Here is a 24,756-nt window from a genome sequence, read left to right on the forward strand (position 1 = left end):
GGCGAAGGGGTCGCCAGCGCGCGCTTTGTTGGAAACGATGGGCTGAACGTAGCATGCAACTGGCTCGAGTCAAGAAAATATAACACAATTATGTTATTTATGTATCATATATGTAGTTGTAATGATACGATAACACGTTCGGGCTCACACCCCCTCCGGATAATTGCGAAGTCGGTTGCAAGCTTAAGCCGATGATCTCACATGACCGTCCGGGAGCCAGAATGCTTCTGCGGCCCCGCTTCGCGCGCCCACAATCACCCCTTGAGCAGGGTCGGCATCCACCTAAAGCAGCGGGCGTTGTAACGACAAGGTGCTATAATTTTCGCCGGATTGTGCTAACACCGGTACGGATTCCCCGATGAGGAACGTTACGACCGTGGATATCGAACAAGACCGACGCCGAGGCGTGAAGCCGTCGTCCGGACCGGAAGGGCGGCGCAAAGCGCTTCTCGAATATCTTCTGCCTGTCGGCTCCGCCCAGGTGGACGAATTGGCGAACCACTTCGGCGTCAGCCGAATGACCGTTCACCGCGACCTAAAGATACTTGAGGAACAAGGCATCGTTCGACGCGTCCACGGTGGCGTGACCGTGCATTCTTCAAGCCTTGTCGAAAGCACCATCCTCTACCGGTCGCGTCTCGCCGATGCCGAAAAGGAGGCCATTGCCCGTGCCGCCATCGAGATGGTTGAGCCCGGACAGGCCATCATTCTCGACGACTCCACCACCGTGTCCCGCATGGCACCGCTGATCGTCGGCTGCAAGCCGCTGACAGTCATCACCAATAGCCTTACGGTGATCGACATGCTGAAGGAGGCGCACGGCATCGAAACCATTTGCCTCGGTGGGCACTACAACTCCCGCTTCAATGCCTTCTTTGGCTATCTCTGCGAGAAGACCGTTTCGACGCTCAGGGCCAACACCTTGTTCATGTCGACTTCGACTATTCTCGGTGCCGTTGCCTACCACCAGCAAGAAGATGTGGTCCGGACCAAGCGAGCGTTGATGGAGGCCGTCGACCGCCGTGTTCTGCTCGTCGACAGCTCCAAGTTCGGCATCACGGCGCTGATCCGCCTGGCGGGTCTCACCGAGTTCGACACGGTGATCACCGATTCCGGCATTCCGCCGGCTGAGGCCGAACTGCTGCGCAAGAGCAACGTGCAGCTGCGCATCGTGGACGCCGCTCCGGTTGATTGACCGGCCAACGGTTTGGTATGCCCACAAACGCCGTGTCGGGAAACGTTCCTCGGCGCGACACCGCGGCGGCTATTGGTGCGTGGGCGGCTACGCCACCCACGCACGCCTTCGATCAGGGGATCAGCATGATCTTGAGGGACTTGTCGCCCTTCTTCATCATCTTGAAGCCGTCGTCATAATCCTTAAGCGGTAGCTTGTGAGTCACCACGCCCTCGGTCGGCAGACGGCCATCGGCGATGGCGTCGATGACGAACGGATAGACGTAGGGGCTCAAGTGAGCTCCGAGCACATCCAGCTCCTTACGATCGGAAATGATCGACCAGTCGCAAGTCACGTCGTGGCTGAAAACGCTGAACTCGACGAAGCGACCGAGCTTACGGATCATCTTGAGACCCTGCAGGACGCTGGACGGGTGACCGGTGGCCTCGATGTAGACATCGCAGCCATAGCCGTCGGTCAGATCCTTGACGATCTTGTCGACATCTTCCTTGAACGGATTGAGCACCATGTCGGCGCCGAACTTCTTGGCAAGCTCGAGCCGATCTTCCTTGCCGTCGAGAACAATCAGCTTCTTCGGATTCTTCAGCCTTAGGGCGCCAACCATGCCGAGACCCAGCGTACCGGCACCCGACAACACGACGACATCATCGAACTGGACATTGCCCCGGTTGACCGCGTGCGCCGAGCAGGCATAGGGCTCGATAAGAACAGCCTTCTCCAGCGGCAGGTTGTTGGGAACCTTATGGGTCCGCGACTCCTTGGGGAAGCGCATATAGGCGGCCATGGCGCCGTTGACGTTGGTCTGGAAACCGTAGACGTCATGCTTCTCGCACATCCAGTACTCACCGCGCTGGCAGAAGCGACAATGGCCGCACGGAACGATCTGTTCCGAGATCAGCCGGTCACCCAGCTTGTACTTGCCCTCAGCGGCGACATTTTCACCCAGCTCGACGGCGATGCCGACGAACTCGTGGCCGGGAATCATCGGCGCCTTGATGTAGGCGGGCTGATCCTTGTCGCCCCAGAAGGAAGGTGCGCCGTCATAGCTCTTGATGTCGCCGGCGCAGATACCACAGCCCTCGACCTTGATGATGATCTCGTCCGGACCGGCCCGCGGCACATCGACCTGGGTGAAGCGGAAGTCGCCGGGCGCGTAGGCAACGACAGCATCCATCTTGGCCGGCAGGTCACCAAGCGAGATGGAGCGGGCATTTTTCACGAAGTTCATTTCTTCCTCCCTGAGAGTTCGGCGGCGCCACATCATGACCGATGAAAACGCCCGCCAGCTTGGTACGTTGTCAGTCGCAGACAGCCCCTGACCGTGACGTGTTGGCCATGGTCGTCCTCGCACAAGGGGCCTTGGATCGGCGGCTGCTCCGGTCAGTTGAGTTTCGAGGCGACGCTGGCGGCCATGGTCTCCAGAATAATGCAGCAGGATGCCGAACCGGCATCCAAGACGCCGCGCGAACGCTCACCGAGACGGCTCGCCCGCCCCACCTTGGCAATCATGGCAACCGTTGAATCCCGCCCCTTGCGTGCGGCCTCGGTCATGTCGTTGAGAGCCGTCCGATAGGGCTTGCCGGCTGAGGTGGCCGCTTCGAAGGCCTCCACCGCCGGCACCAGGGTGTCGAGCAACGTCTTGTCACCCGGCTTGGCGCCGCCGATGTCGAGCACACCGTCGAGACCGGCGCGGATCATCCGACCGAAGGCGGTGGCGTCGAGCTCGGTGGCTCCATCGAGGGAGTCGGCCATCTCATTGAAGAACGTGCCGTAGAGCGGCCCCATCGAGCCACCGATGCCGGCCATCAACGTGTTGCCGAGGATGCCGAAGCTCTCTTTCAGGCCAGGTGTCGGCGAGCCGAGCGCTTGAGCGCAGAGGTTGAACCCCTTGGCCATGTTGACGCCGTGATCGCCATCGCCGATGGCGCCATCGATCTCGCTAAGGTGGTCGCGCTGAGCGACGATCGCCTTGACGAGATCTGTCACCAGAAATCCGGCCGCGTTGACGGGAAGGGTCATGACAGGTCCCCCGCTCACTTCACAAGACCGATTGACCGGGCAGGACGAGCCAGCAGCCGATCGAGTTCGTCGTCGAGACGCATGACGGTGAGAGTCGCGCCCATCATCTCGAGAGAGGTGAAGTAGTTGCCGACAAAGTTATGCTTGATCTCGATCTTCTTCTGCCCGAGCAGGTCGGCGATTCGATCATAGAGAATGTAGAGTTCCATGACCGGCGTGGCACCAAGGCCGGACAGCAGAACAGCAACCTTGTCACCTGCTGCGAAAGGCAGGTCGGGCAGCACGTAATCCACCATCATGTCGGCCATCTCGGCCGCCGGCTTGGTCTTCATGACCGATACGCCCGGCTCACCGTGATGGCCGATGCCGACCTCCATCTCGCCATCCTTGATCTGGAAGTTGGGATGTCCAACCGCGACCAGCGTACAAGGGCTGAGACCGATACCGATCGAGCGAGTGTTATCGATGGCCTTCTGCGCAGCGGCGATAACCTCATCGAGGCTGCCGCCTTCGGCAGCGCGCGCCGCGCCGACCTTCCACATCAGAATCTCACCGGCAACGCCCCGGCGCTTGGCCAGCTCGTCCTTGGGCGCCGACGCGACGTCGTCGTTGGCCACCACGGTCTTGACGGTGATGCCCTCCTTGGCGGCCATCTTGATGGCCATTTTCACGTTCATGTTGTCGCCAGCATAATTGCCATAGAGGCAGGCAATACCAGCACCGCCATCACAGGCCTTGAAGGCGTCATGGAAGGCTTGGGCCGTGGGGGAAGAGAAGATCTCCCCGATCGCCACCGCATCAACCATGCCCTCGCCGACATAACCAAGAAAAGCCGGCTCATGACCGGAGCCGCCTCCGGTTACTACGCCGACCTTACCGGCCTTCGGGGCCGAATTGACCTTGATCACGCGCGGGTTTGCTGTCGCTGACACCAGATCGCGATGCGCCTTGACATAGCCGCTCACGGCGTCTTCGACCATGCGATCAGGGTCATTGAATATTCTATTCATCGGTTGTCTCCACCCTAAGTCCGTTATTTTTATCAATCCGGCCGCCAAGCTGGACACACCTCACCCGTTACTGCCAACGCCTCTGGCGAGGGCAGTCGTCATCCTTCAAACTTGGCAAACCGTCCGCTGGCACGTCTACTTGCGTGGACCTAGCGACCCAATTCCTTCCCTATCGCAACCTTCAATGCTGCGTTTATTGTTTGATGGGACGCTACGCTTGGCCCGGCCGGATGTCAACACGAATGAGCGTTTGTTCGCGTTCTTACGGGCAAAAACGACACAAATAATGATACAAAAATCCCAAATATCACATATATAGGCCTGTTTGTGTGCGATTCTCGTTCAATCCCTCATCTCAAGCTGAGACCATGGTCAAAGCTGGTCAAAAACACCGGCCATATTTGTGAGCATCGGATCAGCGAGCGGTCATTTGCTCAACGCAGCGCAGGCGTATTTTTTGCCTTCGTGCTAAAATATTCTATTATTAATGACCCAGTAGAAGTAAAATTTGAATTTACTGAATTCCATATAAAGTAATAAATATCGATGCGCCGGTTCACATTGAAGTTTTTTACACCAAAACTTAAAAATTTAGACGGGCATATTTTCTATCGTCGGCATTCGAAAAGGAACTCGAGGCGCTTTTTTGAAAACATGCGAGGCCTCAACTCGCTGCGACTTGGATATCAACCCAAATGGTATGCGAGCATTCGGCGCAGTCGTAACATAGCTTCACATCGGTTGCGCCATAAACCCACTTGCGAGCCCTTTCGACAGCCCACAAGGTCATCGGCAGAGACGGCCGCAGAACGCATCGGGCGGCCGCGCAGATTGCCACTGCACGGCCGCCCGACGTCAAGCACGAGATATCAGCGCTTGTATTCCGGCAGCACCTGATAGCCGGTATGCAGGAGGTCGTGAGCCTTGTGACCGCCGATCTCACCTAGAAACTCGGCATAGAGTTCCTTGATGTAGGGATTGTGGTGCGAACAGCGCCAGAGGCCCGCTTGGTCTTCCTGGTAGAGTCCGGCCGCCCGCTTGGTACGAAGTTCGTTGGTGGCGCCATAAGGCTGTCCACCACCGCCAACGCAACCACCGGCGCAGGCCATCACTTCGATAAAGTGATAGGGCAACTCCTCGCCGGCCTCACGAGCGGCCCTCACCTTGTCGATCACCTGCTCGACATTGGCGAGACCATGCGCCACGGCGACGCGGATCTCCTTGCCGGCGACGGTGATCTTGCCTTCCTTGACGCCCTTGAGGCCGCGGGTCATCTCGAAGTCAACGCGCGGAGCATCCTGGCCGGTGACGTAGTAATGCGCCGTGCGGAGAGCGGCTTCCATGACACCGCCGGTGGCACCGAAAATCGTACCGGCTCCTGTGTAGGCGCCGAGCATATGATCCGGCTGCTCCTCGGGGATCTCCACGAAATCAATGCCCGACTGCTTGATCATGCGCGCGAACTCACGCGTGGTCAGCGACACGTCCACGTCCTGATAGCCCGAAGAACTCATCTCCTTGGAACGGATGATCTCGGACTTCTTGGCCGTGCAGGGCATGACCGACACCACGAAAACCTTGGCTGGATCGATGCCCATCTTCTCAGCGTAATAGGTCTTCGACAGGGCTCCGACCATCTCGTGCGGCGACTTGCAGCTGGAGAAATGGTCGATCATGTCGCCATGGAACTTCTCCATGAAATCAACCCAGCCCGGGCAGCAGCTGGTGATCAACGGCAGTGCACCCGTTCCTTCGAGCAACCGACTTTTGAACTCGGAGGCTTCCTCGATGATCGTCAGGTCGGCGCCGAAGTTGGTGTCGAATACCGCCTTGAAGCCCATCCGGCGCAACGAGGCGTAGATCTTACCGGTCAGGTTGGCGCCAATGGGGAAGCCGAAAGCTTCGCCCACGGCAACACGCACCGCCGGAGCGATCTGAACCACGCAATAGGCGTCCGGATCCTGCAGCTTGTTCCAGACATCGACGGTTTCGTCATACTCGACGATGGCGCCGGTCGGACAATGGGCAGAGCATTGACCGCACCGCACGCAGGGCGAATCCGCCAACGGAATATCGCCGGCTGCCGCGATACGGGTCTTGAAACCGCGATTGAGGAAGCTCAGCGCCCAGACGTTCTGATGCTGCTGGCAGACGGTGATGCAGCGACCGCACAATACGCACTTGCGCGGGTCAAGGACGATACTCCTGGTGGAGGTGTCAAGCGGCAGGTCGGGAACGATGTTCGGCAGATCTGAGGCATTCATGCCGAAGTCGGCAGCGAGCGCTTGCAGCTCGCAGTTCTGATTGCGCAGGCAGGTCAGGCATTCGTTCGGGTGACGAGACAGCGTCAACTCCAGGATACCGCGCCGCACCTCGACGATTTCCGGCGTCTCCGTCAGAATATCCATGCCCTCGTCAAGCGGCGTGCAGCACGAGCGCAGCATCTTGCCGGTGTTCTTCACCTTGACGATGCAGATGCCGCAGGCGCCGGTCGCCTCGAGATCCGGATGCTTGCAGAGCGTCGGAATCTTCACGTGAACCTTGCGCGCCGCATCCAGGATGGTGGTTCCCGGGGCGACCTCCACAGGCACGCCGTTAATCGTTGCATTGATCATATTTGTCATTTCGACCACTTCTCGATCTCGGGAAATCAGGCTTCGGCAGCCACGGGCTTCTTGAGGCGTTCGGTGAACTCCGACGTGAAGTGCTTGAGCGCCGACAGCACCGGGTTCGGAGCCGTTTGTCCGAGCGCGCAAAGCGAACCCCTCTGCATGGCTTGAGCGATCATCCTGATGTTCGCGATGTCCTCCTCAGTGCCGTCTCCGGCAACGATCTTGTCGAGAAGATGCAGCATCTGCGTGCCGCCGATGCGGCAGGGCGCGCACTTGCCGCAGGATTCGTCGACGCAGAAATCGAGATAGAAGCGGGCGAGTTCGACGACGCTATCCTGATCGTCGATGACGATCAGGCCGCCAGATCCCATCATCGAGCCCAGCTGTTGCAGATGCTCGTAGGAGATCGGCGTATCGAACTGGCTTTCCGGGATCATCCCGCCCGACGGACCGCCGGTCTGCACGCCCTTCACCTTGCGATCGGTGCCGGTGCCGCCGCCGATCGTCTCGACGATCTCGCGGATGGTGATGCCCATGGGGACCTCGACGAGGCCGTTGTGGGCGATCTTGCCGGTCAGCGCGAATACCTTGGTGCCCTTCGACTTCTCCGTTCCCTTGGCGGCGAACCAGTCGGCGCCCTTGAGCAGGATGCGCGGCACGTTGGCAAGCGTTTCGACGTTGTTGACGCAGCTCGGCTTGTCCCACAGCCCCTTGACCGAGGGGAACGGCGGGCGCGGACGCGGCGTACCGCGCTTGCCCTCGACCGAGGCGATCAGGGCGGTTTCCTCACCGCAGACGAAGGCGCCGGCGCCCAGGCGGACGTCGAAATCGAAGCTCCATCCCGAGTTCAGGATGTTGCGACCGACGAGGCCGGCCTGACGGGCCTGACGTATGGCCTTCTCGATGCGGTCGACGGCGAGCGGATATTCGGCGCGAATATAGAATACGCCATTGGTGGCGTTCATGGCGCGCGCGGCGATCATCATGCCCTCGATCACCGCATGTGGGTCGCCTTCCAGCACCGAGCGATCCATGAAGGCGCCGGGATCGCCCTCGTCGCCGTTGCAGATGACGTATTTGACGTCGGACTCGACGCGGCGGGCGAAATCCCACTTGAGGCCGGTCGGATAGCCCGCGCCGCCGCGGCCGCGCAGGCCGGAGGCCAGCATTTCCTTGCAGATTTCCTCCGCCGACATGGTCAAGGCCTTCCTAAGGCCTTGGTAGCCGCCATGGACCAGATAATCGGCGAGCTTTTCCGGGTCGGCGTGGCCATTGTTGGAGAGCACGACACGCTCCTGCATGGCGAAGAAGGCGGCATGCAGATCGACGACGTGGGCGCCGAGCGGCCCAACCGGATCATCAACCTTGCCGCCACTGGCGATCGGAGCGACCACGTCTTCGACGAGGCGCGTTGCGAGATCGGGTGTCATCTCGCTGAACAGGATATCCTCGTGCGCCTTGCAGGTCATGCGCACCAACGGTCCTTTGCTGCACAGGCCCATGCAGCCCGTACCGCCAACCTGGACTTTGCCGTCCAGCCCTCTCTCGGCGATGTCGGCCTTGATACGCGCGACGATATCCGCCGCGCCGGATGACTGGCAGCCCGTGCTCGAGCAGCAGACCAGGCGCACTTCCATCGCTTGCTGTTTGGCAAGCTCGGCGGCAGCTTTCACTTCAAGCTCTTCCGGCTTCATAACGGTCCCACTTGTGTCTGGAATTGTTCGGTTTCGTCGGCCTATTCGGCGTCGGCGGACTCGGCGGCAACGTGCATCGGCTGGTCGTGCTTGACGTGCTCGAGCAGTCCATGGGCGTCAGTGACGTCCTGTTTGCCGTAGACCTTGCCGTTGACCGAAGCGAGCGGCGCGAGACCGCAACAGCCGAGGCAACGCACCCCTTGAAGGTGATATTCGCCGTCAGGCGTGCTTTCGCCTTCCTTGATCCCGAGCTCAGCTTCAACGCCATGCAACAGCTTCGGCGAGCCCTTGATATGGCAGGCCGTGCCGGTGCACACCGAAATGATGTATTTCCCCGGGCTTTCCAGCTTAAAGTAGTTATAAAACGTCAGTACTTCGTAGATGTTGGCCAGCGGAACGCCCATCTCGCGGCCAAGCTTCATGGCGGACTCCCGTGGCACATAGCCAAGACGTCCCTGAAGCTCGTGCAGCGCCATGATGAGGCTGCCTTTCTTCTTTTTCCACTTCTGAGCCAGAACGATGATTTCGTCCTCCGGGGCCTCTTCGACCTCGATTTCGTCTACCGCAGTTTCGTCACTCATCTTTTTTTCGTCCGTGCAGCTTCTGTTATAGTTTCAATCGATTTAGCCGTCAGGCGACAACCCAGCCTCAGTGCATGCCGTCAATCAACGGGGAGTCGTTCCAATCGATCTGCCTTCAAGCCGACCCGAATATTAAGATCTTACTGTCATGTTTTCGGAGCCATCAGGCACTAGGACCATGTCGTTCGCTTTAACTCTTGATGAGGCTTTCACATCGTCGACCGCGCATCAAGAAGTATAGTCCCCTATAAGATGAAATCGGTATTCGATTCGAAACGTTACTATAGCTCTTTCGTTCTATTTCATGATTGAACGCGAAAGCGCTAGAGGGGCCCAGCGGCCGCCTCCAGTCACTTCGTCGATGGATTTGATGCAACAAGCTGGCGCGAATCCCGCCGCTTTCAGGCTTCGCTTTCGCCGAGATTCGCGGCGTATTTCCTGTCCACGTCTTCAATGGCCCTTACGTTCCCGCCGGACGGCCCATTTGGATCGAATTTTCCGGTGAGAGCCAGGAAGGTGTCGGCAATCAGCTTGGCGTGCTCGACGCCCACGACGCGTGCGCCCAAGGTGATGATCTGTGCGTCGTTGGAAAGCGCGGCTCGTTGCGCGGAATACACGTCGTGCGTGAGGGCGGCGCGAATGCCACGAACCTTATTGGCGCTGATGCAAACACCAATACCCGTTCCGCAAATGAGGATGGCCCGATCGTAAGTCCCATCCAGCACCCCGGTTGCCACGCGGTCGGCGAGATTGGCATAAAAGGGGTCGGCGACTTTGCCGTTACGCGACACTTCGAACACTTCGAAGCGCGTCTTGAGATGTTCGGCCAGCACATGGGCCAGCCCTTCTCCGGCACTATCACCGGCCACCGCCACCTTGATCATGCTTTCCTCTCCGCATGTTGGCGCCCGTTTTCGCTCGCCGGGGCTAATGGCCTCCGCTGGTCGGGTGCGAACCTGAACGTTTCCGTCTCTCGACGGTGACGTTCAAATTCTCATCACTCTGTGCGTCTCGGGTCTTTCTGGGCGGAAGATAACACCGTAACAGCCAAAATCAACCTATTTGTGTTGGTTTGATAACTTATGTTGATATTTTTGTGCCTTTGCGTTAGGAGCTGTCTCAAATAGGAGAGGCATCATGTCGACCACAGCTCAATGGATCATGGAAAAGGCCACTCACGCGCCAATCGACTTTCAGCTTGCCAATTGTATCAGGGCGCTTGCCATCGACGCCGTCGAAGCCGCGAATTCCGGCCATCCCGGAGCACCACTCGGCATGGCGGACGCGGCTGCCGTGCTCTTCGCCCGGCACCTGAAGTTCGATGCCGCCACGCCCGACTGGCCAAATCGCGACCGTTTTGTGCTGTCCAATGGCCATGCGTCGGCGCTGCTCTATGCGCTGCTCTATCTCACTGGTTATGAGGATATGACCATCGAAGAGATCAAGGCGTTTCGTCAGTGGGGATCGAAGGCAGCCGGTCACCCGGAATATGGGCACGCCAAGGGCATCGAGACCACGACCGGACCGCTCGGCCAGGGCATCGCCGGTGCGGTGGGCATGGCGATGGCCGAACGTCGCCTGGCAGACGAGTTCGGCACCGACCTCGTCGATCATCACACCTTCGTACTCTGCGGTGACGGCTGTCTCGAGGAAGGTATCAGCCAGGAGGCCGCTTCGTTGGCCGGTCATCTCGGCCTCGGCAAGCTGATCGTTCTCTATGACGACAACGGCATCACCATCGACGGCTCTACGACGGTCAGTTTCTCAGAGGACGTTCCCGCGCGCTTCCGCGCTTGTGGCTGGCATGTTCAAACGTGTGACGGTCATAACACGAGCGCTCTCGACGAGGCGATTACCGCAGCCAAGGCTGCCACCACACGTCCCTCGCTGATTGCCATGCGCACGGTGATCGGCTTCGGCTCGCCCAACAAGGCCGGCAAGGAATCCTCCCATGGTGCGCCGCTCGGCGCGGAAGAAGCTGCTGCCACCAAGGCAGCGCTCGGCTGGACGGCAGCCCCCTTTGAAATACCCGCCGAGTTGCTCGCGCGCTGGCGCGAGATCGGCGCGCGGGGCATGACGGCCCGCAAGGCCTGGCAGGAGCGACTTGCCGCTCAGCCAGCCGCTCTGCGCACGGAATTCCAGCGTCGAGTGAGCGGTGCGCTGCCCGCCGGCTATCCGAGTGCCGTCGAAGCGCTGAAGCGCGATCTCTTCGCCAAGCCGCAAAAGGTTGCCACGCGCCGCGCCAGCCAGATCGCTCTGGAGGCCATCACCGCCGCGGTGCCGGACATGATCGGCGGATCAGCCGATCTCACGGGCTCAAATCTCACACGGGTCAAGCCGGTCGACAGCCAATTCACCCGCTCGCAATCCGGGCGCTACGTCGGTTATGGCGTGCGCGAGTTCGCCATGAGCGCCATCATGAACGGCATGACAGTCCATGGCGGCTTCATTCCCTATGGCGGCACATTCCTGGTGTTCTCCGATTATGCCCGCGGCGCGATCCGTCTGTCGGCACTGATGCGCATCGGCACCATCTATGTGATGACCCATGATTCAATTGGTCTTGGCGAAGATGGTCCGACCCATCAACCGGTGGAGCATCTAGCCTCTCTGCGGGCTCTGCCGCGCCTCCTGGTGTTTCGCCCGGCGGACGTCGTCGAGACGCTCGAATGCTGGGATATCGCCGTGCGCAACCGCAACCGGCCGTCGCTGCTGGCGCTATCAAGACAAGCGGTGCCGCAGCTGCGCGGCAAGGAAGCCGAAGACCCGACAGAAAATCGGGCCGCCCTAGGTGCCTATGTGATCCGTCGCTTCGGGGGCGAGAAGCAGGATGTGACGCTGCTTGCCACCGGCACCGAGGTATCGCTAGCCATCGAGGCGGCGGAAGCCCTGACAAAAGAGGGCTTGGCGGTCGCCGTTGTATCGATGCCTTGTTGGGAACTGTTCGAGGAACAGTCCAAGGCCTATCGCCAAAGCGTACTGGGAACGGCGCCTCGCATTGCCATCGAGGCTGCCGGGAAGTTCGGCTGGACGCGTTATGTCGCCAGCGAGGAAGACGTCATCGGTCTTGATGACTTCGGGGCATCTGCCCCGGCTGAGCGGCTCTATGCAGAGTTCGGCATCACGTGCGACGCCATCGTCGCCAAAGCGAAGGCCCTGACGGGACGCGCCTGACGGCTGTCCTAGACAGGACCGAGGCGGAGAGCAGCTGAAGGCTCCACGGTCATCGACCGCTTCAGTGTTCCCGCAGCTAGAGGGCGGCCTCCTCCCGCCCCCACTGGAGCCGTGTCGGAGCACTCCCGATCCGACACGGCAACCGCTCCTCTGGTCAAAACGGATTGTTGCAAGAAACAGCGGCCCGCAGAAATGCCGCAAACGCCACGTATCGACCTTTTGATAAACACAAGGGCGATACGATGAACCAGCATGCGCGTGACATCGAGCCGGACCTCGGCCCGCTCCTCGATCTGGCGGACGATCTGCCTGAGCAAGACGCTCCGGGATACCGCAGGACTGAACCCAGCCTTGAAGCCGATAGCCGGAAAAAACCCGGCTTGGCATTCGGGCCGATGGACCGGATCGGTCAGGAAAGCTCCTCGCCTGCCAAACAGCCTGTCCGGCGCGGCGATGGTGCCCCAGCGCCCTCCAGATCTGCCTTGCTGACAGCTTGGGGCAGCTTCTGGCGCGCCGTGGTCATCGGGGTTGTATCCGGCACGGTAGGAGGTGTGATCGGCGCCCTTACGCTGGTCTGGCTCACCGGCGCCGGCTGGAGTGTGTTTGCCAAGCTGCTCATCGACGCCATCGGGCATCTCTGAAGGCAGATATTCGGTCTCCCAAGAAGCAAGCCGGCCAGTGCGATATACGGCACCGATCAGGCGGCAAGCCGTCCTGCGACCAACTGATCGACTTCTTCATCCGACAGCATGCGGTCGACGAACTGGACGCCCATGACCTCGGCATTCCGCCAGACCACCTTGGCCTCCAGAGCCCCGAGCGTCGGGTGGTTGACGCGGCATTGCACGCCGGGCTCCATCCCATCGACTAACGCGAGGCGCATACCGGAGCGTGAGATGTCATGCAGGCGAAGCGGACGCCGAGTGCCATTGGCGAATTCGACAGTCACCAGAACATCGGCCTCTTTGCGAGTGTGCCGGCGTTGATCCATGAGATCATGGACGAGAGCGTCCACTTCGGATTCAAGGCTCCGAACCTGATCGACCAGCTTGGAGCTCATATCCGCAAGCTTTCCAGCCGCCTCTTCGGTATGGGATGCGAGAGGCGGCAGGCAGTTTAGGCTGACGACCACGTCGTGGTTGGCCGCCGTTGAGCGATCCAGGCTCTTATTGATCTCAGATGTCGCCACGCTCTGCTGCTCTACTGCACCGGCAATCTTGGCGCTGAGGGACGACATGCCTTCGATTGATCCGGTAATCTCATCGAGCGAAGATGCGACTTCCTGTGCCGCGGCGCGAATGTCTTCCACCTGCCGGGTGATTTCCTCGGTTGCGCCCGCCGTCTGGTTGGCGAGTTGCTTGACCTCGGCGGCCACCACGGCAAACCCCTTGCCGGCATCGCCTGCCCTGGCCGCCTCGATGGTCGCGTTGAGGGCGAGAAGGTTGGTTTGCTGGGCAATGGCCGAAATCAGGGTCGTTACTTGACCAATCCGCTCCGACGCCTCGGAAAGTTTGGTTCCCAAAGCCTTGGCAGCCTCCGAGCGGGTGCGGGCCGCCGTCGCTCCCTTGGCTGAGACCACCGTCTGTTGCGCAATATCGGAAATGGAGGCCGCAAGTTCGGTAACGGAGGACACGACGGCGTTCATGTCCCTGTTGGTGAGGTCGAGCCGCGTCAGTGAGCGGTCGAGTTCACCACGTGTCGTCGACGCGTTCGTCGCGACAACATCGATGACGACGCTGACATTTTGGGCGAGACCGTTGATAGCTGCGACAACGGAGTTGACCGATAGGCGAAGGCGATCGGCGACCTCTGCCAAGGCATTGCGCTTGTTCTGGAGGAGTTCGCGTTGCCGCTCCTCGGAATTGGCTTCGTTGAGCTTTTCGATCGTCCGGTCTCGGAAATAGGCGACGGCACGCGCCAGTTGGCCGACCTCGTCGGTACGGCCGGCCTCGGCAAGTTCGGTGGAAATATCGGCGTCGCCGAGTTCCCGGATATGAACGTCGAGGCTGCTGATGCTGCGCACGATCGAACGCGACAACAGCACCGCAGCGGCGATGGCCAGGAGGGCAATGCTGAGCGCAAGACCGAGCATGGTGGCCATGCGTGTCCAAAAGCCAGAGACGCGAACGTCGAGCAGATGATCCAATTGCTCGGCCGATTGCCGCCAATAGGTATCCGCGGCCGCAACGAGCGTTTTGTTCGCCGCCGAAAGTGCGGCAACATCGGCGGATGCCCGTGCCGCATCGTTCCTCAAGTCAGCCGCGATTTTGTTGGCCGTTCCCGCAAAGGCTCCAACCCTGCCGACAAATGCCTTGGTTGGGCTGTCGAGCGCTGCGGCGACGGAACCCGAAGCGTTATTGGCCATCGCAACGTCAACCGAGGCTTTGATCGTGCCCATGTCGGTTTCGATCTGCCCCAGAAGCACGATGAAAGCGGCGCGAGCGGTATCGTCGAGGGTATCGAGCTTCGATTGCGCGCGCGCCAGCATATCCAGTTCGGCCGTGCGGGTGATCAGGTCCGGCAGACGGACGACAACCGTGTCCATCACATAGAAGCTGTCGAGATCCGGATCGAGGATGAGATTGCTGTCGTTGCCCGCCGCCGTCGCCAAATCACGGAACGCAGTGCCAACCTCAGGCGTTTTCTTGTCGGACAGCGAAAGGCGACCGGCTGCGTCGCGAACGGATGGCGAATAGTCAGGCCCAGCGAGAGACTTGGCGGCCTCCAGCACCTTTGCATCGCTGCTTTCAGGCTCGGATGCCCAGGCGATCAGCGATGGCCACATTTGGCGAAGCCAGCCGGTTCCGGCTAGTTCCGCTTCGGCAAATGCAATGTCTTTTTCGCTCTGCAGTATGAATAAGCCTGACATCAGCCCAAGCGGCAGAAGCAGCATGATAACAACGATAGCCAGCTTTTTCCGAATGGACATTCGTCTGCTCCGTCCCGCCCATACGCCGGCTTGTCGTTTCAGCGCTCATCGGCCTAATATTTAGGCATATGATGGAAAGCTGGATCGATTCTGCCGGAACCTCCACGAACACGGCTGATATTTATTAAAGTATATTTTCGGTCATATTTATTAATGTCGTATTTATTTTCCGGCCCAACAATATGCCGCGTCACCTTGCGCTCGCTGCCTATTGGGGACCTGGGAATTCTTGCCAGACCATAGATGAGAATGGCGCCCCCGGAAAATACGTTCCTGGATTGCATCGCAGAACTTTCGCTATTTGAAATCCTGCGACCTCATTCAGCCAGAGAGTGCCAGGCCGGCGCCCGCTACCGCCGAGAAGGCGACAACAAGCCACGGCGGCGCCTTCCACACCATAAGGGCGACGAAACCGGCGAGCGCCAGGGCGAAGTCCCGCAGATCGAGGATCGCGCTCGCAAAGACCGGAGAGTAGAGAGCCGTTCCCAGAATACCGACGACGGCGGCGTTTGCTCCGCGCATCAAGGATTGCGCGACGGATTTGGTGCGAAACTGGTCCCAGAACGGAAGAATGCCGATCAGCACCAGAAAACCCGGAAGAAAGATGGCCAGCAAAGCCAGTCCGCCTCCCATGACACCATTCGGCGCGGGCCCCAAAACAGCACCCAGATAGGCTGCGAAAGTGAAGAGCGGCCCGGGCACGGCCTGCGCCGCGCCATAGCCGGCAAGAAAGGCATCATGGGTTACCCAGCCACCGCGCACCACCTCGGCATCGAGAAGCGGCAGCACGACGTGGCCACCGCCGAAGACAAGGGCTCCTGCCCGATAGAATCGGTCGACGACAGCAAATGCCTGTGAGTGCCCGGCCAGGAGCGGCAGCAGGACCAGTAAAGCCAAGAAGGCCAAGATAGCTGCGACGGCCGCCCACCGGGACACGGGAACGGTGACGTGGCCGCCGGCCGGCTTCACCTCCTCCCGACCGAGAGCCAACCCGCCAGCCGCGCCCAGGACAATAGCGCCTAACATGCCGACGCTTCCCGGCACGAAGGCCATCAAGGCGACGGCTGCAACCGCAATGGTCGATCGCTGGCGATCAGGACAAAGATTTCTGGCCATCCCCCAGACCGCTTGTGCCACGATGGCCACCGCGACGATCTTGAGACCGTGCAGGGCGCCGGTTCCCATCGGTCCGCCGATGGTCGGCGCGGCCAATGCGAAGAGCAGCAGGATCAGCGCCGAAGGCAAGGTGAAAGCCAGGAACGCCGACAACGCACCCAACCAGCCGGCTCGCATCATGCCCAGGGAAAAGCCGACCTGACTGGAGGTCGGCCCCGGCAGGAACTGGCAAAGCGCAACGAGATCGGCATAGGTTTGGTCGTTCAGCCAGCGCCGACGAACCACCAATTCCTCGCGGAAATATCCCAGATGGGCGATAGGACCGCCGAAGGACGTCAGACCCAGTTTGAGAAAGGTGGAAAATACCTCAACAGCATTTCCGCGCGCGCCTTCTTCACCAGAGCCAACAACTTGATCCGCCATCGACGCCGCCCTTACCTGCCCATTTTGGACATAGTGTCATGGTGGTGGCGGGTGACAAGCCCATGACGGCTCCCAAGCCTAAGATCGACCAGACACCCCAGCCGGTGCGTTGGCGGCTGCCGTATCGACCCGAGCGATGACCGACATGCCGGGCCGCAACCGTTCAGCCAGCGGCTGACCGTCCAGCAGGCGGATGCGGACGGGGATGCGCTGCACCACCTTGGTGAAGTTGCCGCTGGCATTGTCGGCCTTGAGCACGCTGAATTCCGAGCCGGCGGCCGGCGCCAGTTCCTCGACGACCCCTTGCAGAGAGGCACCGTTGAGGCCATCGACGTCGATGGTCACCGGCTGTCCGATCTGCATGTGAGCGGTTTGCGTTTCCTTGTAGTTGGCCACAATCCAGCGAGCTGGCGGCACCAGGAACATCAGCTGCGTGCCGGCGGTGACATATTGCCCCTTCCGCACCGAACTCTCGCTGATCTGTCCATCGGCAGGCGCAGTGATCACCGTATTGCCGAGATTGATCCGTGCGAGATCGGCGGCCGCCTCGGCGGCCTGCACCTGCGCTGTCAGACCCGACCGTGAGACGTCGGTGGCTCGTACCTGCGCCTCCGCCAGGCTGACATTGGCCTCGGCGGCCGATACGCCGGCTTCGGCAACCTTGAGGTTGGCGACGGCGCTGTCGAGATCTGTTTCAGCGCGAATGCCCTTCTGGGCAAGCGAGCTCACCCGCTCATAAGCCGCCTTGACCTGATCAAGCTGCGCTGTCGCCTGATCGAGAGCCGCCTTGCGGACGGCGACGGTGGCGACGTTCTGCGCCATGGTCTGGTCGACATTGGCAAGCGATGACTTGGCAATATCGAGTTGCGCTTCCGCCTGCGCGAGCTGCTGGCGATAGATGCGGTCGTCGACCCTGACCAGGGGCTCGCCGGCTTTCACGAATTGAAAGTCACGCACCGGCACCTCGGTCACGTAACCGCTGACCTGCGACGACAGCGCGGTAACCTGCCCGCGAACATAGCTGTTTTCCGTCACCTCGACGGTGCTGGTGAACGGCCAGAGATGCCAAGCCCACAACACCGCAGCCGAGCCGGCGAACGCCACCAGCGCCATGGCGGCAACCATTGCGACGCTGGCCTTGGCGACCTTTGGCGGAGCGGATGCCTGGCTCGGCGCGGCGTCGGTGGTCTCGCCATCCATGCCGCGGCGAGCCTGGGCGGCTACCGTGGTGGTTTGTTCCGGCAGAGGCGGACGAACGGGCTGGTTCATTGCAGATGGATCCTGAGTTTGCGGGCCTGCCTGTAGCGCGCAGCGGTCAGGCGGCGATGGGTCAACCGGCGAGCCTTTTCGACGCCACCCGTCAGGACGCGGAAGATGTCGCTGGCGAAAGTCCAGAACAGAAAAGCGAATGCGATCAGGCTATTGAGAAGCGATGCGTCGTTGTAGGCCCGAACATTGGCCTCACGTGTGGCAACCTGAGCCAGCAATGCCTGCGCCTGGATATCGCGACGCGACGGATCGACGATCGTCTTGGCATAGACGCCTTGGTAGATCTTGATCCTCTGTGCCACTTGGGGATCGGCCGGGTTGAGCTCGGCGGTGAGGACGGCCGAATACTCGTGCTCCCGGTAGAGCTGATAGGTGCTGAGCACGGCCGGTCCGGCGAGGCCGCCGATCCCCTGCGATAGACTAAAAAGCACCGAGAAGGTCACGATGTGATCGGTACCGCGCGCCAGAGCCTTGGTGATCCCCATCAGCAGCAGCGGCCCGATGAACATGCCGGTGGCAAGCGAGATCATCAACTGGCTGAGATAGACATCCTGCGGCCGGGTGAGATTGGTGGCGCTATGTTCAAGGTAGCTGCCGGCGACGACAAGCGTGATGGAGACGCCCAGGATGGCCAGTATGCGCTTGGGACCGAACATCAACGCCGAGGCCACGGCGCCGGCGATCGTTCCGACAAAGATGACTGCGTAGAGAGGCTGCAATTGGTCCGGGCCCATGCCGAGCATTCTGAGCAGACCGGGCGCCGTGTAGCTCTGCTCTGAGAGCAGGAAGCGCATGCCCACCGCGCCCATGCCGAAGCGGAAGGCGTCGCTGGTGCCAAGCCAGCGCGTCATGACAAGGGGGTGGGCGCGATGATGCTCGATCAGCCCAGCCACCGTCACCATGACCAAAGCAGCAATGACCGCGTAGGCCATCCAGGAATTATCTTCCCACCACTGATAGCGCATCTGGGCGAAGACGGCGCCCACCAGGGCAATCGCCGGCGCCAAGAGTGCAAAGGACAGAAAATCCAGCGGTTCGAAGGTCTGGACGCGGATGCCCTGCGGCAGCTTGACGATAACGATCGCTGCCAGGCTGAGGAGGGCCATCCCCAGCTCGAGCCGATAGATTTCCCGGAAGTCACCCGTACTGGCCAACCAGGGTGACAGGACCCAGGCGAGCGGCGTCATGGCCTGCATCAGCCCCAGGGCTAGGCAGAGGGCCCGCCCAAGATGCTTTAAAGGAAAAGCCTGCATCAGATAGAACATGCCGAGCGTCGTCATCGGCGCGGCGGCAAAGCCGGCCACGGCGCGCAGCAGCAACGCCGTCGGGTAATCGGCGACGACGAGATGCAAAACGCAGAGGACGACATAAGCGATGATGCCGGCTTCGGCGAAATGGCGGATGCCGAATCTCTGCCGGCATTTGAAAAGGATCAGATTGGCCGACGCGTTGAACATGACATAGACAGCCGACAACCAGACGGCTTCTGACGGTGTCAGGCCGAGGTGACCCTGGATATTCTGCAAATTGGCGGCAATCAGGCCGGTGCCGAGACCACTCGTCGGGATAACCAGCAAGCCGACCAGACCATAGGCAAGGCGGCGGCGGGGTGTATGCTTGACGAAAGCAGGCGACCCGGGAATGCGAGGGCGCTCCTCAGGATCCCAGTTGGGTAATGGATCGATGGGCCGGGCGTTCATTTCGCTACCGCCCGAAGGGCCATCGAGCGCGGACGCAAACCTTCGACCATGAGTTCGAAAGCCCGCAGGCTGAGCCGGGCCTGTTCGTCGGCAGAGCGACCTCGCAGCGCCGAGCCCAGCATGCTCACGAGCAGCGTGACGTCCTCGACCTGGACGTCGGGACGACAGGTTTCAGCCTCGACGGCGCGAAGGATCAGCGGCGAGAATATCTGGTGGAAGCGCTCGCGCACCCGCCGTACCTCGGGTGCGTTGCGGTCGAGCACGCGCCAGTAATCGATCAGTGACGAGCGGGCATGGATACGTTCGGCATGGAAACGCAACAGCACGAAGAAGGCATCGTCACGGTCGCCGAGTTCAACCGCCTTGGCGGCTGTTTCCTCCAGCCCCTGTTCGAGGAGAGCGACGATCAAGTGGTGGCGATCCGGAAAATGCCGGTAGAGCGTGGCCCGCCCCACGCCGGCCTGTTGGCAAACGAGATCGAGCGGCACGGTGATGCCTTGGCTAGCGAACACGAGGTCGGCAGCTTCGAGGATAACCGAGCGGTTTTCCTCCGCGTCTTTTCTGAGCTTCGTCATGACGCAATAAATCGGACACGAATGTCCGTTTGTCAATGCGAACGGCTGTCAGTCGCAGGAAGGAGCGATGACATCTCGGTGATTGGGGCCATGGGCGCTGCCCAAAGCTCACCTGTGACGCGGCGACGCGATGGCCCGTCGTTTAAACGGACAAAATAGTCTTTATTGTCTCAGATCAGCAGATGCCGTTTACGGTTGGCCAGCCCAGGTCGTTTCGATTGGCTTGGCTTGAGAGCAACAAGACGGGCTGCGCCGCCGCCGCCTCACGGCCACATTGGCGGAACAACGTTCCCTCATGGATGTTTTTCACCGTCGCGGCGACGGATCAGTGGATGGAGGCCGTTCAACAGGGGAGCCAGCCTTTCAATGATGAACGGACCAGAAGCGACGAGCTGGAACAACAGATTGGCTAGCGAGAAGCAGGAGCCTTGAAGAACAATGATCCAGACGAGGCGCTGCTCGAGCGCGTGGCCCGCGGCGACAAGGGCGCCGTCCGAGAGATGGTCGCGCGCAAGCTCCCGCGCGTGCTCAGTCTCGCCAACCGTTTGCTCGGCGATCGTGGAGACGCGGAAGATGTCGCTCAGGAAGTTTTCCTACGCGTCTGGCGCCGGGCCGGGCAGTGGCGCCCTGGCGAAGCGCTGTTCGATACCTGGCTGCACCGGGTGGCGCTCAATCTTTGCCTGGACCATCTGCGTCGGCGGCGCGACACTTATGTCGCAGAACCTCCGGATCGTCCCGATCCTGGGCCGGGTCCCGACGGCGGGATCGCTGTGAGAGAAGAGCGTGACGCGATCAAGGCGGCAATCGACGCGCTGCCGGAGCGTCAAAGGGAGGCGATCGTGCTGCAATATTACCAAGACCTGGGTAATATCGAAGCGGCCGCGATCATGGGGATCAGTGTCGAGGCGCTGGAAAGCCTGCTGGCGCGTGCCCGCCGCAACCTACGGGCCAGTCTTGCCGGAGATCAGTCATGACACCGGAGAGATTCCGCGAAATCGTTGAAGCCTATGGCGCCGTGCCGCAGCGCTGGCCCGCAAAAGAGCGCGCGGCGGCCGAGGCCTTGATACTCAGAAGCTCCGAAGCGAGGGAGCTGCTCGCCCATGAGGCGGGCCTTGATCGTCTGTTGGATGCATACAGGATCGTCCCGCCGGATCGCGCCTTGACGGGGGCCATCATTGCCTCCGCTCCGTCATCCCGCAGGTTATCATGGGCCTCGCTGTTCAGGGGACTCGGCATCGTTGGCGCCGGTCTCGCAGGAGCGGTTGCCGGCGCATTCCTGATGACGGTCTATGCTCCCTCGATACCCACCACCATCGATGACGACGATCGGCCGATCTTAACGAGTTTCGACGTCAGTGTCGGTGAGTTCGATCTGGGCGAAAGTCAATGAGCAGATACGCTTTTAAAATTGTCCTTGCCATATCGCTGGCGCTCAACGTGTTCATCCTGGGCGCTGCAATTGGCGCATGGTTCTGGCGGTCGGTGCCTATCTCTGCCCAGTCACAGGATCAAGGGCTCGCAGCGGCGGCGCAGGCGCTGGATGCTGACAAACGTCAGGCCTTCCAGGAAACGCTGGCGAAGGCGCGACATGACGCGCAGCCTGATTCAAAGGCTGCACGCGAGGCTCGCGACAAGCTCGCTCAATTGCTGAACCAGACGGAGCTCGACCGCAACGCCATCGACGCGGCGCTCGACATGACCCGCACAGCCGACGTGAAAGTACGTTCCCGCATAGAAGCGGCGGTGATCGACTTTGCGGAAGGCCTGGACCCGAAGAACCGCGCCATCCTCATCGACGGACTGGCCGCACGCGGACAGATACTGCCGCGTCAAACAAAATAAAGCGGGCCGACGGAACCAGCTTTTCTCCCCGTTCAAGGATCATCGTCAACTCGAAGGAGGTTTGCGTGAGCACTCCCTCTGATGCCGGACGCTCGTTTATCGCGATGAACCGCTTCGGCCTCGGCGCTCATCGGGGCGACAAAGGCCCGGATGATCCGAAAGCTTGGCTGATCGGACAGTTCAACGCCTACGAGCCCAAACCAGCGGCGATGGCGGATCTCCCGTCATCGTCCGAGATCTTCGTGACCTATCGCGAGGACAGCGCCGATATACGTGCCATGCCCGAGGCGCAGCGCGCCCAGGCACGACAAGAGCTACACAAACGTGGCTACAAACTTTACGAGAGCGAGATCGGAGCGCGAACGCTTGCGGCCGTGACCAGTCAAGCGCCTTTCGTCGAGCGCCTCGTCCACTTCTGGGCCAACCATTTTGCCCTTTCCGCTGACGAGCCAATCATAACGGCCCTCGCGGGTTCCTTCGAACGCGAGGCGATCCGTCCGCATGTGCTTGGCCGTTTCGAGGATATGCTGCTCACTGTCGAGCAGCATCCGGGCATGCTGCTCTATCTCAACCAAAACCGCTCCATCGGCCCCAACAGCCTGCGTGCCAAGCGCGCCGCCGAAAAAGACCCCACCCGCAAGCTTGGGATCAACGAAAACCTGGCGCGGGAAATCCTGGAGCTCCATACGCTTGGCGTCCGAACGGGCTACAGCCAGAAGGATGTCACCCAGTTCGCTTTCGCCATGACCGGGTGGACGATCGCGGGGCAGGATGGAAACGAAGAAGCGCAGGCTGGCACGTTCGAGTTCAGGCCACAGCTTCATGAGCCCGGCCCGCGCACCATTCTCGGCAAGACTTACGACCAAAAGAGCGAGGATCAAGCGGTGGCAGTACTGCGCGACGTTGCACGCAGCAAAGCGACTGCGACCCATATAGCGACCAAACTCGCTCGCCATTTCGTGGCAGATTCTCCTCCTGCACCCTTGGTGGAACGGTTGCAATCAGCCTTTCTCAAGTCGGGAGGCGACCTGCCAACCGTCTATCGCACGCTCGTCAATTCGCCCGAGGCGTGGGAAGCGGGCAGCAGCAAGTTCAAGACACCGTGGGAATGGAACGTTTCCGCGTTCCGTGCGCTCGGGGCCTCTCCAGAGCAGATTACGAAGACGAATGTTGCTGACACCATAAAGCAGCTCGGTCAGCCGGTGTGGCGGCCACAGTCGCCGGCCGGTTATGACGACGTGGCGGCCAGTTGGGTGGCACCCGATGCCTTGGTTCGACGTGTCGAGGTCGCACAGCGGCTGGCCCGCAAGGCCGACCCCGCATTCGACGCGCGCGCGGCAGCCAGCGCGCTCCTTGGTCCATCGCTGTCCAAGGCGACGGCGACCGAGATCGCCCGCGCGGAATCACCAGCAACGTCGGTCGCCCTTCTGCTTGTTTCGCCGGAATTCCAGAGGAGATAACACCATGTTGGACCGTCGAAATTTCCTGCGCGGGGCAGCGCTCGGCGCCGGCGCGCTCATGATCTCGCCGCGCATGGTGTTCGCCAACGTCGAGACCGATCGCCGCTTCGTCTTCGTCATTCAGCGCGGGGCCGCCGACGGGCTCGATACTGTCATCCCCTATGGCGACCCGGCGCTTGCCGGCCTGCGCGGCTCGCTGGCCATCGATCAGGCCGACATGCATAAGCTCGACGGCATGTTTGCACTGCATCCATCACTAAGCCGGCTTAATGACCTTTATGGACAGAAGCAGTCGCTGTTCATCCAGGCAGTTGCTTCGCCCTATCGCGAGCGCTCGCATTTCGACGGGCAGAACGTGCTGGAAAGCGGAAGTTCCAGTCCGTACCAATTGCGAGATGGATGGTTGAATCGGCTGTCCACCTTGTTGCCAAAGAGCGAGGAAGAGGCGATCGCTCTTGCGCAGACCATACCCCTCGCCCTGCGAGGAGCAGCACCGGTCAACTCCTATGCCCCGTCAAACCTGCCGGAGGCGCCCGACGATCTCCTGATGCGGGTCAGCAAGCTTTACGATGCCGACCCTCAACTCCATGCTCTGTGGAGCCGGGCCATGGAAAATCGCGGGCTAGCCGAAGCGGTGGGTGCGCGGCAGGATCCGGCCACGGTCGGCAAAACAGCCGCCTTATTCCTTGGTCGCTCCAACGGGCCACGCATCGCCATGATCGAGACCGCCGGCTGGGACACTCATGACGCACAGAAACAGCGCCTCACCAATCAGTTGCGCGGGCTCGATCAGATGATCGGTGCCTTGCACGATGGCCTCGGCGATGTCTGGAAGAATACCACCGTACTGGTCGCCACGGAGTTCGGCCGCACGGCGGCCGTCAACGGCACCGACGGAACCGATCACGGAACCGCTTCGGCCGCCATGCTGGTTGGAGGCGCCGTTCAAGGCGGGCGGGTGGTCGCCGACTGGCCAGGCCTGTCCTCCGGCAAACTCTATGAAGGACGAGACCTCACCCCGACGCTCGACCTCGATGCGTTGATAGCCGTGGTTGCGGCAGAAAGCCTGGGGCTCGATCCGGAAAAGACCATGCGAACACTCTTTCCGGGACGCCCGCTCAACACGAAACTAAGCGGCCTGGTGAAGGCCTGACGCC

Annotated in this window: 20 protein-coding genes; 8 read left to right on the plus strand and 12 right to left on the minus strand. The window is 60.9% G+C overall.

Going from position 1 to position 24,756, the window contains the following annotated elements:
• Nucleotides 1-358: 358 nt before the first annotated feature.
• A complete protein-coding gene (locus G522_RS0115000; protein ID WP_051228660.1) occupies nt 359-1,195 on the plus strand; it encodes a DeoR/GlpR family DNA-binding transcription regulator in 837 nt (278 codons plus the stop codon).
• A gap of 112 nt (nt 1,196-1,307) precedes the next feature.
• On the opposite strand, the gene G522_RS0115005 is transcribed toward G522_RS0115000, so the two are convergent.
• From G522_RS0115005 to G522_RS0115035, 7 genes are all read right to left on the minus strand, one after another.
• Nucleotides 1,308-2,423: an alcohol dehydrogenase catalytic domain-containing protein gene (locus G522_RS0115005; RefSeq protein WP_036839430.1), complete on the minus strand. Its 1,116-nt coding sequence runs from the start codon at nt 2,421-2,423 to the stop codon at nt 1,308-1,310.
• Nucleotides 2,424-2,575: 152 nt separating this feature from the next.
• The gene (dhaL, locus tag G522_RS0115010; protein WP_026791752.1) at nt 2,576-3,214 is read right to left on the minus strand and encodes a dihydroxyacetone kinase subunit DhaL; all 639 of its coding nucleotides are present in this window, start codon (nt 3,212-3,214) and stop codon (nt 2,576-2,578) included.
• A gap of 14 nt (nt 3,215-3,228) precedes the next feature.
• A complete protein-coding gene (locus G522_RS0115015) occupies nt 3,229-4,224 on the minus strand; it encodes a dihydroxyacetone kinase subunit DhaK (RefSeq protein ID WP_026791753.1) in 996 nt (331 codons plus the stop codon).
• An 869-nt stretch (nt 4,225-5,093) separates the two neighbouring features.
• Nucleotides 5,094-6,848: an NADH-dependent [FeFe] hydrogenase, group A6 gene (locus G522_RS0115020; RefSeq protein WP_210162930.1), complete on the minus strand. Its 1,755-nt coding sequence runs from the start codon at nt 6,846-6,848 to the stop codon at nt 5,094-5,096.
• A gap of 26 nt (nt 6,849-6,874) precedes the next feature.
• Nucleotides 6,875-8,509, minus strand: coding sequence for a NuoF family protein (locus tag G522_RS0115025; RefSeq protein WP_245586673.1), 1,635 nt, complete (start codon nt 8,507-8,509; stop codon nt 6,875-6,877).
• Between the two features lie 62 nt (nt 8,510-8,571).
• Entirely contained in the window at nt 8,572-9,111 is a 540-nt protein-coding gene (locus tag G522_RS27035) for an NADH-quinone oxidoreductase subunit NuoE family protein (RefSeq protein WP_051228661.1), read from the minus strand.
• Between the two features lie 401 nt (nt 9,112-9,512).
• Entirely contained in the window at nt 9,513-9,992 is a 480-nt protein-coding gene (locus G522_RS0115035) for an RpiB/LacA/LacB family sugar-phosphate isomerase (protein WP_026791756.1), read from the minus strand.
• Nucleotides 9,993-10,248: 256 nt separating this feature from the next.
• Here G522_RS0115035 and tkt point away from each other — a divergent pair, with 256 nt between their 5' ends.
• Both tkt and G522_RS0115045 read left to right on the plus strand, forming a co-directional pair.
• Complete coding sequence (gene tkt / locus G522_RS0115040; protein ID WP_026791757.1) at nt 10,249-12,285, plus strand: transketolase; 2,037 nt, start codon at nt 10,249-10,251, stop codon at nt 12,283-12,285.
• Nucleotides 12,286-12,527: 242 nt separating this feature from the next.
• Entirely contained in the window at nt 12,528-12,926 is a 399-nt protein-coding gene (locus G522_RS0115045) for a hypothetical protein (protein WP_026791758.1), read from the plus strand.
• Nucleotides 12,927-12,982: 56 nt separating this feature from the next.
• Here G522_RS0115045 and G522_RS27040 read toward each other — a convergent pair whose 3' ends face one another.
• From G522_RS27040 to G522_RS27050, 5 genes are all read right to left on the minus strand, one after another.
• Nucleotides 12,983-15,214, minus strand: coding sequence for a methyl-accepting chemotaxis protein (locus G522_RS27040; RefSeq protein WP_051228662.1), 2,232 nt, complete (start codon nt 15,212-15,214; stop codon nt 12,983-12,985).
• Between the two features lie 321 nt (nt 15,215-15,535).
• A complete protein-coding gene (chrA, locus tag G522_RS0115055; RefSeq protein WP_026791759.1) occupies nt 15,536-16,753 on the minus strand; it encodes a chromate efflux transporter in 1,218 nt (405 codons plus the stop codon).
• Between the two features lie 78 nt (nt 16,754-16,831).
• On the minus strand, nt 16,832-17,878 hold the full coding sequence (locus G522_RS27045) for an HlyD family secretion protein (protein ID WP_425414067.1): 1,047 nt from the start codon (nt 17,876-17,878) through the stop codon (nt 16,832-16,834).
• 140 nt (nt 17,879-18,018) lie between these two features.
• On the minus strand, nt 18,019-19,722 hold the full coding sequence (locus G522_RS0115065; RefSeq protein ID WP_245586674.1) for an MFS transporter: 1,704 nt from the start codon (nt 19,720-19,722) through the stop codon (nt 18,019-18,021).
• Nucleotides 19,719-20,297 (minus strand): TetR/AcrR family transcriptional regulator, encoded by a 579-nt coding sequence (locus G522_RS27050; protein WP_051228663.1) that lies wholly within the window; start codon nt 20,295-20,297, stop codon nt 19,719-19,721. The genes G522_RS0115065 and G522_RS27050 overlap by 4 nt, the downstream gene beginning before the upstream one ends.
• A gap of 428 nt (nt 20,298-20,725) precedes the next feature.
• Here G522_RS27050 and G522_RS0115080 point away from each other — a divergent pair, with 428 nt between their 5' ends.
• From G522_RS0115080 to G522_RS0115100, 5 genes are all read left to right on the plus strand, one after another.
• On the plus strand, nt 20,726-21,271 hold the full coding sequence (locus G522_RS0115080; protein ID WP_026791761.1) for an RNA polymerase sigma factor: 546 nt from the start codon (nt 20,726-20,728) through the stop codon (nt 21,269-21,271).
• On the plus strand, nt 21,268-21,687 hold the full coding sequence (locus G522_RS0115085; RefSeq protein WP_026791762.1) for a hypothetical protein: 420 nt from the start codon (nt 21,268-21,270) through the stop codon (nt 21,685-21,687). The genes G522_RS0115080 and G522_RS0115085 overlap by 4 nt, the downstream gene beginning before the upstream one ends.
• Nucleotides 21,684-22,139, plus strand: coding sequence for a periplasmic heavy metal sensor (locus G522_RS27055; protein WP_051228664.1), 456 nt, complete (start codon nt 21,684-21,686; stop codon nt 22,137-22,139). The genes G522_RS0115085 and G522_RS27055 overlap by 4 nt, the downstream gene beginning before the upstream one ends.
• 65 nt (nt 22,140-22,204) lie before the next feature.
• The gene (locus G522_RS0115095) at nt 22,205-23,599 is read left to right on the plus strand and encodes a DUF1800 domain-containing protein (protein ID WP_026791763.1); all 1,395 of its coding nucleotides are present in this window, start codon (nt 22,205-22,207) and stop codon (nt 23,597-23,599) included.
• 4 nt (nt 23,600-23,603) lie between these two features.
• Nucleotides 23,604-24,752: a DUF1501 domain-containing protein gene (locus G522_RS0115100; protein ID WP_026791764.1), complete on the plus strand. Its 1,149-nt coding sequence runs from the start codon at nt 23,604-23,606 to the stop codon at nt 24,750-24,752.
• Nucleotides 24,753-24,756: the final 4 nt, after the last annotated feature.

It is taken from the genome of Pleomorphomonas oryzae DSM 16300 (assembly GCF_000422965.1).
Taxonomy (GTDB): Bacteria; Pseudomonadota; Alphaproteobacteria; order Rhizobiales; family Pleomorphomonadaceae; genus Pleomorphomonas; species Pleomorphomonas oryzae.